Annotated in this window: 15 protein-coding genes; 13 read left to right on the top strand and 2 right to left on the bottom strand. The window is 71.7% G+C overall.

The annotated features are described in order from the left end of the window. Positions 1–2: 2 nt before the first annotated feature. Positions 3–1,640 (top strand): serine/threonine-protein kinase, encoded by a 1,638-nt coding sequence (locus tag AB0J78_RS19415; RefSeq protein ID WP_363790841.1) that lies wholly within the window; start codon positions 3–5, stop codon positions 1,638–1,640. 114 nt (positions 1,641–1,754) lie between these two features. After that, on the top strand, positions 1,755–2,984 hold the full coding sequence (rocD, locus tag AB0J78_RS19410) for an ornithine--oxo-acid transaminase (RefSeq protein WP_363790839.1): 1,230 nt from the start codon (positions 1,755–1,757) through the stop codon (positions 2,982–2,984). A 91-nt stretch (positions 2,985–3,075) separates the two neighbouring features. Here rocD and zapE read toward each other — a convergent pair whose 3' ends face one another. After that, complete coding sequence (zapE, locus tag AB0J78_RS19405; protein WP_363790837.1) at positions 3,076–4,107, bottom strand: cell division protein ZapE; 1,032 nt, start codon at positions 4,105–4,107, stop codon at positions 3,076–3,078. Positions 4,108–4,187: 80 nt separating this feature from the next. Here zapE and AB0J78_RS19400 point away from each other — a divergent pair, with 80 nt between their 5' ends. From AB0J78_RS19400 to AB0J78_RS19355, 10 genes are all read left to right on the top strand, one after another. Then, positions 4,188–4,940: a pyrimidine reductase family protein gene (locus AB0J78_RS19400; protein ID WP_363790835.1), complete on the top strand. Its 753-nt coding sequence runs from the start codon at positions 4,188–4,190 to the stop codon at positions 4,938–4,940. A gap of 148 nt (positions 4,941–5,088) precedes the next feature. After that, positions 5,089–5,604 carry an Asp23/Gls24 family envelope stress response protein gene (locus tag AB0J78_RS19395; protein ID WP_363790834.1) on the top strand — a complete coding sequence of 172 codons (516 nt, stop codon included), beginning with the start codon at positions 5,089–5,091 and terminating at the stop codon, positions 5,602–5,604. 33 nt (positions 5,605–5,637) lie between these two features. After that, positions 5,638–5,940: a hypothetical protein gene (locus tag AB0J78_RS19390; protein ID WP_363790832.1), complete on the top strand. Its 303-nt coding sequence runs from the start codon at positions 5,638–5,640 to the stop codon at positions 5,938–5,940. 27 nt (positions 5,941–5,967) lie between these two features. After that, entirely contained in the window at positions 5,968–6,216 is a 249-nt protein-coding gene (locus tag AB0J78_RS19385) for a hypothetical protein (RefSeq protein ID WP_363790830.1), read from the top strand. Positions 6,217–6,259: 43 nt separating this feature from the next. Then, positions 6,260–6,442: a hypothetical protein gene (locus AB0J78_RS19380; RefSeq protein ID WP_363790828.1), complete on the top strand. Its 183-nt coding sequence runs from the start codon at positions 6,260–6,262 to the stop codon at positions 6,440–6,442. Next, complete coding sequence (locus AB0J78_RS19375) at positions 6,439–6,804, top strand: Asp23/Gls24 family envelope stress response protein (protein ID WP_363790826.1); 366 nt, start codon at positions 6,439–6,441, stop codon at positions 6,802–6,804. The genes AB0J78_RS19380 and AB0J78_RS19375 overlap by 4 nt, the downstream gene beginning before the upstream one ends. Before the next feature lie 3 nt (positions 6,805–6,807). After that, the gene (locus AB0J78_RS19370; protein WP_363790824.1) at positions 6,808–7,344 is read left to right on the top strand and encodes a DUF6286 domain-containing protein; all 537 of its coding nucleotides are present in this window, start codon (positions 6,808–6,810) and stop codon (positions 7,342–7,344) included. Further along, a complete protein-coding gene (amaP, locus tag AB0J78_RS19365; protein ID WP_363790822.1) occupies positions 7,341–7,943 on the top strand; it encodes an alkaline shock response membrane anchor protein AmaP in 603 nt (200 codons plus the stop codon). The genes AB0J78_RS19370 and amaP overlap by 4 nt, the downstream gene beginning before the upstream one ends. A 9-nt stretch (positions 7,944–7,952) precedes the next feature. Next, positions 7,953–9,056 (top strand): ATP-dependent DNA ligase, encoded by a 1,104-nt coding sequence (locus AB0J78_RS19360; RefSeq protein ID WP_363790820.1) that lies wholly within the window; start codon positions 7,953–7,955, stop codon positions 9,054–9,056. Positions 9,057–9,067: 11 nt separating this feature from the next. Further along, positions 9,068–9,952: a 2-dehydropantoate 2-reductase gene (locus AB0J78_RS19355; RefSeq protein ID WP_363790818.1), complete on the top strand. Its 885-nt coding sequence runs from the start codon at positions 9,068–9,070 to the stop codon at positions 9,950–9,952. A gap of 142 nt (positions 9,953–10,094) precedes the next feature. On the opposite strand, the gene AB0J78_RS19350 is transcribed toward AB0J78_RS19355, so the two are convergent. After that, positions 10,095–11,018 carry a DMT family transporter gene (locus tag AB0J78_RS19350; protein ID WP_363790816.1) on the bottom strand — a complete coding sequence of 308 codons (924 nt, stop codon included), beginning with the start codon at positions 11,016–11,018 and terminating at the stop codon, positions 10,095–10,097. Between the two features lie 257 nt (positions 11,019–11,275). Between AB0J78_RS19350 and AB0J78_RS19345 the strand changes: the two genes are divergently transcribed. Further along, entirely contained in the window at positions 11,276–12,835 is a 1,560-nt protein-coding gene (locus AB0J78_RS19345) for an alpha/beta fold hydrolase (RefSeq protein WP_363790814.1), read from the top strand. Positions 12,836–13,094 lie beyond the last annotated feature (259 nt).

The following is a 13,094-nucleotide window of genomic DNA, read 5'->3' as shown; positions in this document are numbered from 1 at the left end:
CCGTGCAGCCGTTGCTGGCCAGCGATCCGACCAGGGTCGGCGACTACCGGCTGCTCGCACGTCTGGGCCGAGGCGCGATGGGCGGGGTCTACCTCGGCCGCTCGCGCGGTGGCCGCGTGGTCGCGGTCAAGGTCATCCGCGCCGACCTCGCCGAGGACCCGGAGTTCAGGGAGCGTTTCCGGCGCGAGGCCGACGCGGCACACGCGGTCGGCGGGTTCTGGACCGCCGCCGTCGTCAACGCCGACCCGGACGCCGAACAGCCCTGGCTGGCCACCGAGTACGTGCCCGGCCCGACGCTGCACCAGGCCGTCGCCGACCACGGCCCGCTGCCCGAGCCCACCGTGCGCAGCCTGGGCGCCGGACTGGCCGAGGCCCTGGTGGCCATCCACAAGGTCGAGCTGGTGCACCGCGACCTCAAACCGGCCAACGTCCTGCTGGGTCCCGACGGCCCGCGCGTCATCGACTTCGGGATCTCCCGGGCGATGACCGGGCACTCGCTGACCGCGACCGGCATCTTCCTGGGCACCCCCGGGTTCTTCTCGCCCGAGCAGACGCTCGGCAGCGAAGTGGGTCCACCCAGCGACGTGTTCTCCCTCGGCGCGGTGCTGGTGTTCGCCGCCGCCGGCTGCGGACCGTTCGGCGAGGAGAGCACCGCCTCCCTGTTGTACAAGGTCGCGCACGCCGAACCCGAACTGGAGAAGGTGCCGGAAGGACTGCGGCCGCTGCTGGCCGAATGCCTGAACAAGGACCCCGCCGCCCGCCCGACCCCGGCGCAGATGCTCGACCGGATCGGCGAGACCAGCCCGCAGGGCAGCAGCTGGCTGCCGCCGACGATCACCGCGGTGATCGCCCAGCACTCGACCGAGTTGCAGCGCACGGTGCACGCCCCGGACGCTCCCCCGCCGCAGCCGGTTCCCGCGGCCCCGCAGGCAGCGCCGAAGCCGGTCACCCAGGCCTACACCCAGGCGCCTCCGGTCGCCGCTCCCGAGCAACCGGCCGCCGCGCCCGCACCGCGGATGCGGGACAAGATCGTGCCCTCCCCGCCGCAGAAGCGCCCGACGCAGGCGCAGCAGCAGCGCGCACCCCGCGTGCGACGGGACGGGCCGGGGCCGGAGTTCCGCACCCGGGGCCGGGTGGCCGCGGCGATGTGGACCGCGCTCTTCGCCCTGCTGCTGGTCGCGGTGTTCTACCTCTCCGACCGCATGAACATCCCGTTCTACAACGGGACCGTGTCCATCAACCCGGACCGGCTGGCGATCTTCCGGCTCGGGTCCCTGCTGCTGCTGGTCGGCGCGATCTGGTCGTGCTGCCGGATGCTGGCGCCGAGCCTGCGGTTGAAGGTCAACTCCGACGGAGTCGTGGTCCACCGGATGGGCCTCACGCGCGAGATCCCGTGGCAGCAGGTCTCCCGGGTGGGCGTGGTCGGCAGGGGCAAGACGACGTCCCTGGCGGTCTGGCTGACCGACGGTTCCGCCCCGCGCTCCTCGATGTGGCACCGGGTGCGGCGCTACCACGGCGGCGCGAGGATCTACCCGGTCGGCGCGACCGGCGGCTTCCTCTCCCGGCGGCAGGAGGCCCGGCGGCTGCGCGGCGCCCTGGAGCAGTACGCGCGCGGGCGCTACGACTCACGCATGCTCTGATCCTGCGATAGCACAACGAAGGTTCGCATTCACTCGAATATGCGCAACGAAGCGACGCAACAAGCAAGGCTTGACGACTGAAATCCACTGGACCGTCGACATAGCCTTGTGCTCATGGCTACCGCCCACCACCTCGACACCGAGTCCCGCGCCGGAGAGTTCCTGGCGCTCGACGAGCGCTACAGCGCGCACAACTACCACCCGCTCCCGGTCGTGATCGCCGAGGCCGACGGCGCCTGGATGACCGATGTGGACGGACGGCGCTACCTGGACTTCCTCGCCGGCTACTCGGCCCTGAACTTCGGGCACCGGCACCCCGAGCTGGTCGCCGCCGCCACCGAGCAGCTCGGCAAGCTGACGCTGACCAGCCGCGCGTTCCACCACGACCAGCTGGGACCGTTCTGCCGCGAGCTCGCCGAGCTCACCGGCACCGACCGGGTGCTGCCGATGAACTCCGGCGCCGAAGCGGTCGAGTCGGCGATCAAGATCGCCCGCAAGTGGGCCTACCAGGTCAAGGGCGTACCGGAGAACCAGGCCGAGATCATCGTGGCCGGCTCCAACTTCCACGGCCGCACCACGACCATCGTCTCCTTCTCCACCGACCCGGACGCGCGCGCCGAGTTCGGCCCCTACACCCCGGGATTCACGGTCACCGACTACGGCGACGCCGCCTCCGTCGAGGCCGCGATCAGCGAGCGGACCGCGGCGGTGCTGGTCGAGCCCATCCAGGGCGAGGCAGGCGTGGTCGTGCCGCCCGCCGACTACCTGCCCCGGCTGCGGCGGCTGTGCGACGAGCAAGGCGCCCTCCTCATCTGCGACGAGATCCAGTCCGGCCTGGCCCGCACCGGTGAGCTGCTGGCCAGCGCCCACGACGGCGTCCGCGCCGATCTCTACACGCTGGGCAAGGCGCTCGGCGGCGGCATCCTGCCGGTCTCGGCGGTGGTCGGTCGCGACGACGTCATCGGCGTGCTGCAGCCCGGTCAGCACGGCTCGACCTTCGGCGGGAACCCGCTGGCGGCGGCCGTGGGCCGCGCGGTGATCCGCCTGCTGAGCACCGGCGAGTTCCAGGAGCGCTCCCGCGACCTGGGCGCTCATCTGCACGCGCGCCTCGGCGACATGATCGGCAACGGCGTGGCGCAGGTGCGCGGCCGGGGCCTGTGGGCGGGCGTGGAGATCGCGCCCGGCGGCCCCGCTGGTCGTGAGGCCAGCGAGGCGCTGATGGCCAAGGGCGTGCTGTGCAAGGAAACGCAGGACACGACGCTGCGCATCGCTCCGCCGCTGACGATCACGCGCGACGAGCTGGACACCGGCATCGACGCCATCGCCGAGGTCCTCGCGAAGTAGCGCTCGGGCGGTTTTGGTCCGAACCGATCGGCGTCCGCCATGCCCGGAAAGTTCGGACCAGAACCGCCCGCTGCCGTCGTCGGCGCGCGGTTCAGGACTTGGTGAGGTCCCGGGACAGAGCGGTGAGGCGGCTGATCGCCCGCAGGTACTTCTTGCGGTAGCCGCCCTGCAGCATCTCCTCGGTGAACAGGCCCGACAGCGGCGCGCCCGAGACGCGGACCGGGATGGCCCGGTCGTAGAGGCGGTCCGCCAGGGCCACCAGCCGCAGCGCCACGTCCTGGTCCGGGGCCGCGTGCACGCCCGAGAGGTGCACGGCGGTGATGCCGTCGACGAGCGTGCCGTACTTCGAAGCGTGCAGACCGGCGAGGAAACCGCAGAGCTCGTCGAAGTCGTCCAGCGTCGAACCGTCGGTGGCCTCGGCGAGCCGGGACAGCTCGTCATCGGCCATCGGCGGGGGCGCGTCCGGCAGACCGCGGTGCCGGTAGTCCGGCCCGTCGACCCGCACCACCCCGAACCGGGCCGACATCGCGTGGATCTCGCGCAGGAAGTCCGCCGCGGCGAACCGGCCCTCTCCCAGCTTGTCCGGCAGCGTGTTGGACGTGGCCGCCACGTGCACACCGGCGTCGGTGAGCTTGGCGATCAGCTGCGTGACCAGCATCGTGTCACCCGGGTCGTCCAGCTCGAACTCGTCGATGGCCAGCAGCCGGTGCTGCGAGAGCCGCTCGACGGTCGCGGCGAACCCGAGAGCGCCGACGAGGTTGGTGATCTCGACGAAGGTGCCGTAGGACTTGGTCCCCTCGGTGGCGTGCCACAACGAGGCCAGCAGGTGGGTCTTGCCGACGCCGAACCCGCCGTCGAGGTAGAGCCCGCGCTTGTCGCCGTCGGTCTTCTTCTTGCCCCCGAACATCCCGCGCAACCAACCGCCGCCACCACCGGCGGAGGCGTTGATCCGCTCGGCGAACGCCGCGCAGTCCCGCACGGCCTGCGCCTGGCTGGGCTCGTCCGGGTTGGGGATGTAGGTCTCGAAGCGCGCCGCCTCGAAGCGGGGCGGCGGCGTCATCGCCTGGACCAGCTCGTCCGGGGTGATCTCTGGACGGCGGTCGACCAGACGGGCGAAATTCATGCGACCGACTCTATAACCGGACACCGCCGAGCCAGGTCCTGGCGCCACGTGCCACTCGTCACCCGTGGTGGGATGGATCCGTGGTCGATGAGCTCTGGCCGGTGGACGGCGCCCGAGAAGCGGACGAGCGCCTGGAGGCGCACTACGCCTACCCGAAGAACCCGCACCGCCCGTGGGTGCGGGTGAACTTCGTGTCGAGCCTGGACGGCGCGGTCACCTCCGGGGGCAGCTCCCGGCCGCTGTCGGATCCGGTGGACCGCAAGGTGCTGAGCCTGATCCGCGATCTCTCCGACGTGATCCTGGTCGGCGCGGGCACCGCCGTCGCCGAGGGGTACCGGGGCGTGAAGCGCAACGCGGTCCGCACCGAGCGCCGCACCCGCCTGGGGCTGTCCGAGGTACCACCGATCGCTGTGGTCACCGCGCGCGCCGCGCTGCCCTCGGACTCGCCGCTGCTGACCGACACGCTGGTGCCGCCGATCGTGCTCACCTGCGAGGCGGCACCCGCGCAGCAGCGGGCCGCGCTGGCCGAGGCCGGTGCCGACGTGGTGATCACGGGTACCGACCGGGTGGACCTCGCCGCCGCGCTCGACGCGCTGGACCAGCGGGGGCTTCGCCGGATCGGCTGCGAAGGCGGGCCGCAGCTGTTCGGCGGTCTCGTCGACGCCGACCTCGTCGACGAGCTCTGCCTGACCCTCTCACCCATGCTGACCAGTGGAGACGCCGGTCGGATCGCGGCAGGCCGCGGCGCGGAGCCGCCGCACCGGATGCGGTTGGAGTCGGTGCTGCACTCGGATTCGCTGCTGTTCCTGCGTTACGGAAGAATGCGCGAGTGACGGATGTGGCGAAACGCCGACGCTGTCACCCGAGGCACCCGAATGGTGCCGCGACCGCATCTGGGACACCCTTCGGACCAGGGGCGGGCATCACTCGCGCCACACCTAGCCGACGATCTTCGGCGTACCGGGAAGGAGCTGGATTTCCATGGCCCAGAACAGCGACACGTCGTCCGGCCAATCCACCCAGCAGACGGGTGCTCAGAGCGGCGAGCGGCGCATCCCGGAGACACGCGGCGGCGGTTCGCCCGCGCGCACCGACGAGAGCTCGCAGGGCAAGACGACCATCGCCGCATCGGTCGTGCAGAAGATCGCGGGCATGGCTGCTCGCGAGATCTCCGGCATCCACGCCATGGGCGGCGGCGTCTCCCGCGCCTTCGGCGCGCTGCGCGACCGGATCCCCGGCGGCAGCGGCACTTCCTCCACCTCGGGCGTGCAGGTGGAGGTCGGCGAGAAGCAGACCGCGGTGGACCTCGACCTGGTCGTGGAGTACGGCGAGTCCATTGTGGAACTCTCGCGCGCGGTGCGGCGCAACGTGATCACCGCCGTGGAGCGGATGACCGGCCTCGAGGTCATCGAGGTCAACATCGTCGTCAACGACATCCACCTCCCCAGCGACGACGAGGAGGAGGCGCCGCAATCCGCGCAGTCGCGCGTCGAGTGACGTCGTCCGTCCGAAACCGCCTAGGAGGCCCAGTTGCCGGAGCAGCCATCCGTCAGTGAGCTCGCCGAGAAGGTGCTGGCGCACCCGTCGGTGGCGCGGCTGGCCGGCGGCGCCTTCGGGGAGATCACGTCCTACTTCCCGGGTCACCGCATCACCGGCGTGCGGATGCCCGAGGACGGGAGCGTGGAGATCGGCGTGGTGGTGCGCCTCGACCAGCCGGTCGACAAGACCGTCGCCGAGCTGCGCGAATCGCTGACCGGACTGCTGGGCGAAACCCGGGTGGACGTCTACGTGTCCGACGTGGAAACCGCCGAGGATACGCCGGAATCGGCATGACTGGCCGGTCCCGCCTGGAGGCGCAGAATGGTGGACGTGGAGCACGATCCGGCGACGCGCGCCGAGATCCGCGCGTTCGTCCGGGCGAATCACCCGGACGTGGGAGGGGACCCGGAGGCGTTCGCCGCCGGGCTCGCTCGGCTGCGCGGCAGGACCGCCGATCCCCGGTTCGACGCGCCGATCGTGGTGGAGATCAGGCCGAGCGGAGTCCGGGGCCTGCTGCACCGCGTCCGATGCCGGTGGCGGCGCCGCCACGCACCTCCCCGCGTTCGATGACCCGTTCGTGCAACAGCCCTTTTCGTCACAGGAGGCATCGGAGATGAATGCGACGCAGACCGGACTGATCTCCGGACTGATCCTCGGCACCGCCGCGGCGGTCGGCGGGTTCAGCGGGTTCTTGATCGCCCTGGTCATCGGCGTGGTGGGGCTGGTCATCGGCCGGGTCCTCGACGGCGAGCTGGAGATCGGCGATCTGCTGGGCCGCTCCAAGGACCGTCGATGACCGCAGCCGCGACCAAGCCGGAGGGGACCACCTCCGACGAAGCGCTGGAGGAGCGCGGCGACCTGCACATCAACCGCACGGTGCTGCGCAAGATCGCCGAGCACGCCGCCGACGTCGACCCGGGCAGCGCGCGCAGCGGCCGCAAGCACGCCGCCGGTGCCGAGATCAGCGGACCGGACGACGCGTTGCGGGTCCGGCTGACCGTGGCGCTGCGCTACCCGAACCCGGTGCGCGACATCGTCGCCTCGATGCGCGAGCGGGTCGGCGCCGAGCTCTCCCGCATCGCGGGCTGCGAGGTGCGCAGCGTCGACGTGACCGTGTCCGGGCTGGTTCCACCGGCCGCGGCACCTCGGGTGGAGTGAGCGATGCGCCTGTTCGTACGACTGATCACCGCCGTCGCCGGCGTCGTCCTCGCCGCCGCCGGAGTGCTCGTGACCATCGAGTCGGTGTGGTCGCTGATCCGGCCGGGCGGCCGCGGCCTGATCCTCGGCCCGGCCGCGGTGCGCGACGCGCTGGCCGGGTTCTCGTGGAACGACGTGCCGGTGCGGCTGGTGGCCTGCGGGCTGATCGTGCTCGGCCTGGTGCTGCTGATCGCCGCGATGAGCGCGGGCCACCGGGAGGTCCGGCTGCACGACCCGGCACCGGAGGTCACCGTCACCACCGACCGCCGTTCGCTCGCGCGGCTGGTCGGGCATCAGGTTCGCGACCAGGACGGTGTCGCGGGGGCGACCGTCACCGCCGGTGCGAAGCGGATCCGCGTCAAAGCCACCTCGCGCTTCCGGGAGACCGGTGACCTGCGGGGCCGGCTGACGGAGACCGCCGAGCACGCCGTCGGGGACCTCCCGCTGCCCAGCACGCCGAAGGTGCTGGTGTCGCTGGCCACGCCCAAGGAGCGCCGATGAGCGAGACCAAGCCGAGCAGCACCCCGATCGGTCGCGGCGCTGGGTTCGAACGCGGCGCCGTGGTCCTGCTGGGCCTGCTGTCGCTGCTGGTGGGCGCAGCCGCGATCGTCGTGGGTTCCGGAGCGCTGGGCGTGTTCCGCGCGCAGCGGCCGGTTGCCGATCCGCTGGTGGCGCAGTGGGTGCGGGACAACTCCCGGCTGGCGGCGGTGATCGGCATCGCGGCCGGGCTCGTGCTGCTCGTGCTGGGCCTGTGGTGGCTGGTGCGCGCGCTGCGGCCCGAGCAGCGGCCGGACTTCCGCCTGGAGCACTCCGACTCGGGCGACCTCAGCGTGACGGCCAGTGCCCTGTCCGACGCCGTGCGCGCCGATGCCGAGCGGGTTCACGGCGTCAAGCGGGCCCGGGTGCGGATGGCCGGCACCGAGCGCTCGCCGTCGCTGCGCCTGACGCTGTCGCTGCAGGAGGGCACCAACGTCCGGCACGTGTGGGAGGAGCTGGACGAGAAGGTCCTCGCCCGCGCCCGCCAGGCGCTGGGACTGGAAACGCTGCCCACGGCCATCCGGCTGCGACTGGACCGCGCCCCCAAGCAACGCGTTCAGTAGGAGGCCGTCGTGCTGCCGCTGCACCCTCCGGTGAAACCGATGCTGGCCAGTCCGATCGACGGCGTGCCGCACCGCGAGGGCCTGCTGTTCGAACCGAAGTGGGACGGCTTCCGCTGCCTGGCGTTCATCGATCCCGGCAGTCCCGTGCTGCTGCAGTCGCGCACCGGGCGAGGGCTGGAGCGCTACTTCCCCGAGGTGCAGGCGACGCTCTCCCAGCAGCTGGAGCGCCCGGCGGTGCTCGACGGGGAGCTGGTGGTGATCGACCACGACTCCGTCGGGGACAGGCTCGACTGGAACCTGCTCAGCGAGCGGATCCACCCCGCCGCCAGCAGGGTCAAGGCGCTCGCCGAGCGCACTCCGGCCACCTTCATCGCGTTCGACCTGCTGGCGCTGGACGACCAGGACCTCACCGGATCGGCGCAGTCCGAACGCCGCTCGCTGCTCGCCGACCTGGGACTGGACCGCCCGGGTCTGCGCACCACCCCGGCGACCGAGGACCCGGAGCTGGCCGAGGAGTGGTTCCGGCTGTTCGAGGGCGCCGGGTTGGACGGCATCATCGCCAAGCCCCTCGACGGCCCGTACGTGCCGGGCAAGCGGACGATGTTCAAGATCAAGCACTCGCGCACCGTGGACTGCGTGGTCGCCGGGCTCCGCTGGCACGCCAACACCGAACCCGGCACCGCGGTCGGGTCGTTGCAGCTGGGGTTGCACGACGAGCACGGGGTGCTGCACCACGTCGGCGTCGTCGGTTCGTTCTCCGCCGCGCGCAGGCGCGAACTGGCCGGGGAGCTCGCCGAGCTGATCACCGACGACGAGCACCCGTGGGTCGGCGAGAACGCGACCGGGCGGCGGCTGCCCGGGTCGGTGAACCGCTGGAACAGCAACGAGCAGCCGTGGGTGCCGCTGCGCCCGGAGCGGGTCGTGGAGGTCTCCTACGACCACACCGAAGGCGGGCATCCGGCCCGGTTCCGGCACACCACGCAGTTCGTGCGCTGGCGTCCCGACCGGGATCCGGAGTCCTGCGACTACGCCCAGCTGGACGAGCCGATGCGTTACGACCTCGACTCGGTTCTGTTCGGCGCAGTGCACCGGACGGATCGTTCGAGCGGGTAACGTCCGCTCCCGTGGCAGAGCGAATTGCGGTGATCGGTTCGGGTGGCATCGGCGGGGTGATCGCCGAAGCGGCGCACGCCGCGGGCCACGAGGTGACGATGTGCGTGCGCACCCCGTTCGAGCGGCTGGTGGTGGACGCGCCGGAGGGGCCCGTGGAAGTCCCGGTGTCGGTGGCCACCGATCCCGGTGCCGTCGGCGAGTTCGACTGGATCGTGCTCACGACCAAGGTCCACGACGTGCCGAGCACGGCTCCCTGGCTGCACGAGCTCGACGACGGGCGCACGCCCCTGGTGGTCGTGCAGAACGGTGTCGCGCACCGCGAGTCGGTCGCCGAGCTGCGGCTGCAGGCGCCCGTGCTGCCCGCGCTGATCTACGTCGGTGCTGAGCGGACCAGTCCCGGCCGCGTGGTGCGCCGGTCCCCGGCCACCCTGCAGGTCCCCGCGGGTGATCTCGGTTCCCGGTTCGTGTCGATGCTGGCAGGTTCGGCGCTGAAGCTGCGCGAGACCCACGACTTCCACACCGCGGCCTGGCGCAAGATGCTCACCAACGTGGCGCCGAACCCCATCACCGCGCTGACCCTGCGCCGCCTGGACGTGCTCGCCGACGCCGAGGTCCAGGAGCTCTGCGCGGGCATCCTCACCGAGGCGATCGCGGTCGCCCGGGCCGAGGGCGCATCGCTCACGCAAGAGGACGCGGACAAGGTCCTCGCCGACTACACGGCCCGGATGCCTCCCACCAACGGCACCTCGATGCTCTACGACCGCATCGCCGGTCTCCCGCTGGAGCACGAGCACATCACCGGAACCCTCGTCCGGGCGGCCGACCGGCACGGCATCCCGGTCCCCCTCAACCGCACGCTCCTGACCCTCCTCCGCGCGATCAAGCCCCACCCCTAACCCCAAGATCACCGCAGAATTCCCTCCAGCCGGGCATGTGATCGCAGCTCAAGGCCCTGACGTTCGAATTTCGCGCGAAATTTGAACCCGAACTTCCGGAGTCGAATTTCGCGCGAAATTCGAATTTCGTCGCCCGATCGGGTCAGTTCGCCGGTGGGTCGCTCGACTCGGGGGTTTTGCGGGTGGTGGCGACCGAGCCGACGGAGGCGATGACGACGCAGCAGATCGCCAGCCACTGCCAGCCGGTCAGGAGTTCGCCGAGCACCACCAGGCCGGCGAGGGCGGCGACGGCGGGTTCGGTGCTCATCAGGATCCCGAAGACGCGAGCCGGCATCCGGCGCAGCGCTTCGAGTTCGAGCGTGTAGGGCACCACCGAGGACATCAGCGCGACCACCAGTCCGATGATCAGCACCATCGGGCTCAGCAGCGCGGGCCCGGAGTCGAAGGCGCCGATGGGAAGCGCGACCAAGGCGCCGAAGGCCATCGCCAGCGCCAGCCCGGAGGTTCCGGTGGTGCGGCTGCCGACCTTGGCTCCGAGCAGGATGTACCCGGCCCAGCAGGCGCCCGCGGCCAGTGCGAACGCGACGCCGACCCAGTCGAGGCCGCCTTCGACGCGGGCGAGCAGGAACACGCCGGTCCCGGCCAGCAGCGCCCACACCACGTCGAGCTTGCGGTGCGACCCGAACAGCGCCACCGTCAGCGGCCCGAGGAACTCGATGGTCACCGCCGCGCCCAGCGGAATCCGCTCGAAGGCCTGGTAGATGCACATGTTCATGCCGGCGAGCACCAGTCCGTACCCGGCGACCACGCGCAGCGTCGGCCAGTCCAGCCGCAGCGACGGGCGGAACACCACCAGCAGGATCAGCGCGGCGAACACCAGGCGCATCAGCACCACGCCCGAGGCCCCGGCGACGCTGAACAGCTGCTTGGCGAACGCGGCACCCACCTGCACGCTGATCACGCCGACGAGCACCATCATCGGCGGCGGCACGGCTCCCAGCGCAGCGGCCGACACCCGGCTCGCGCTCCACCGACGTTCGTCTCCCGGCCCCCAGGCGACCTGCACAACGCTCCTTCACGGCTGAACGACAACGACCAGCACGCTATCCCAGCGAACACCCGAGAAGAACGAGCGCCGAAGGTGCTTCTCCGCACCCCGGCACCGCCGGGAGGACGCCGTGCACTGGACTCTCGCATCCGGAGCCGGGTTCGGCTTCCGGCCCCGCTGAGCAATGAGGAGTCGCCGCGGACGTCCCCTAACCGAGGTCACACGTCGATCATGGGATGCTGCGTAGCAAGTTCGCCGGTCGACTAGGAGTTCTCGTGCCGCGCACCATCAACCGGGCCGGAGCCGCGCTGCTGCCGTTGCTGCTGCTGGTGGCCGCCGGTTGTTCGGTCGGGCCGTCCCAGCGCCCCGCGGTCGCCTACCACGACAGCGAGCAGCAGGTGGCGCCCGCGCCGCAGCCGCCGAAGCCGCGGCCGGTGCCGCCGCTGGGCGCCGCTCCAAACGACGCGCTGAACTGGCAGGACTGCACCGACCAGACCCGCGCCGAGCTGGGGACCTTGCCGCCCGGTCTGACCTTCTCCTGCTCCCGCCTGCTCTCCACGCTCGACGCGCCGGAGGCACCGGAGCGCGGCACCGCCCGCAACGCCTTGATCCGCACGGGTTCCGGTCGCGTGCCGCTGGTGGTCGTGGGCGATGTCGGCGGCGAGCCGGGCACGACCTTCGCCGCGCGGATGGCCACGCAGCTGCCGCCGGAGCTCCGCAACACCTTCGACATCATCGGCATGGACCGGCGAGGCACCGGCGAGTCGGAACCCGCCGACTGCGTTCAGCCGCAGCAGCGCGAGGAGGTCCTGGGCTTCGACCCGCGCGCGACCCAGCGCCCGGACCTGGACCGGCTGCTGGAGTCGGTGCTGTCGGCCAGCCAGGAGTGCCTGCTCAAGCTCGACGAGCGACTGCAGGCCTACGACACCTGGCGCACTGCCTCCGACCTGGAAGAACTCCGCCTGGAGCTGGGTGTGCCGAGGTTGCACGCGATCGGCCGCGGCGAGGCCGGGCGGCTGCTGACGACCTACGCCGAGCGGTACCCGGGCGGGGTCGGGCGGTTCGTGATCGACGGCGCCCCGGACCCGACGCGCGACTCGATGGGGCAGGCCGAGTACCAGGCGCAGACCGCCGAGCAGACCTTCGACGTCTTCGCCGCCGACTGCGTCAGCCGCAACTGCCCGCTCGGGCCGAATCCCCGGCAGACCGTCAGCGACCTGGTCGAGCGCACCCGGAACACCCCGCTGCCCGCGCCGGGCACGTCGGTGCCGGCGGGCCGGGTCACGCAGGCGGTGCTGCAGGGGCTCTCCGACCGCAACGGCTGGCCCGCGCTGGCCGAGGCGCTGGCGGCGGGCAACCGCGGTGACGGTGCGCGCCTCGCCGAGCTCACCGCCCCGCTGGTCGCCGCGCAGGGGGTGAACCCGCCGTGGTTCGACGGCGACCTGATCACCAGCTGCAACGACACGACGTTGCGCGTTCCGCCGCAGCGCAGCAGCGAGATCGCGCAGGACTGGGTGAACCGCTTCCCGCTGTTCGGCGGGGTCGCGGCACAGCGCGTGGTGTGGTGCGGTTCGTGGCCGGTTCCGCAGCAGCCGCTGCCGACTCCTCGCCGCGCGGATCTACCGCCGATCCCGGTGATCACCACGGCCCACGATCCGCGGACGCTGGCGCTGGGCACCGATCACCTGGCCGACGAGCTGCCGACCGGTGTGCCGATGCGCTGGCAGGGCGCCGGGCACGGAGCGATGACCCGCTCGACGTGCGTCACCGACGCGATCAGCCGGTTCCTGGTGCAGGGGGTCGTGCCCACCGAGGGCATGGCCTGCCCGGAGTGATCCCGCAACACCCCGGGCAAGCCACCGCCGCTTCAGCCGCAGCTGGAGCAGCAGCCACAGGAAGGACCGCTGCAACTGCTGCAACAGCTGCAACCGCCCTGGTGCGGTGCGTCGGTGCCGACCATCTCCGACCTCCGATCGGTGTTGGATACCAGCACCGTCCGATGTTCCTCGCCTAGCCAACCGCCGGGACACCGCTGCACGAGCGAACCGACGTCGCCCGAGGAGTGGAACCTGCGGCTGCGATCAGTGACCGAAC

The sequence above is a fragment of the Saccharopolyspora sp. NPDC049426 genome, from assembly GCF_040676935.1.
Taxonomy (GTDB): Bacteria; Actinomycetota; Actinomycetes; order Mycobacteriales; family Pseudonocardiaceae; genus Saccharopolyspora.
Note: the sequence above shows the minus strand (reverse complement) of the source record. Positions and strands in the feature narration are given on the sequence as shown.

What these genes read in the sequence shown, in the direction of transcription:
- amaP (WP_363790822.1), top strand. Translation starts at nt 7,341, where the DNA reads ATGAGCGAGACCAAGCCGAGCAGCACCCCGATCGGTCGCGGCGCTGGG.
- AB0J78_RS19370 (WP_363790824.1), top strand. Translation starts at nt 6,808, where the DNA reads ATGCGCCTGTTCGTACGACTGATCACCGCCGTCGCCGGCGTCGTCCTC.
- AB0J78_RS19375 (WP_363790826.1), top strand. Translation starts at nt 6,439, where the DNA reads ATGACCGCAGCCGCGACCAAGCCGGAGGGGACCACCTCCGACGAAGCG.
- AB0J78_RS19395 (WP_363790834.1), top strand. Translation starts at nt 5,089, where the DNA reads ATGGCCCAGAACAGCGACACGTCGTCCGGCCAATCCACCCAGCAGACG.
- AB0J78_RS19380 (WP_363790828.1), top strand. Translation starts at nt 6,260, where the DNA reads ATGAATGCGACGCAGACCGGACTGATCTCCGGACTGATCCTCGGCACC.
- AB0J78_RS19385 (WP_363790830.1), top strand. Translation starts at nt 5,968, where the DNA reads ATGGTGGACGTGGAGCACGATCCGGCGACGCGCGCCGAGATCCGCGCG.
- rocD (WP_363790839.1), top strand. Translation starts at nt 1,755, where the DNA reads ATGGCTACCGCCCACCACCTCGACACCGAGTCCCGCGCCGGAGAGTTC.
- zapE (WP_363790837.1), bottom strand. Translation starts at nt 4,107, where the DNA reads ATGAATTTCGCCCGTCTGGTCGACCGCCGTCCAGAGATCACCCCGGAC.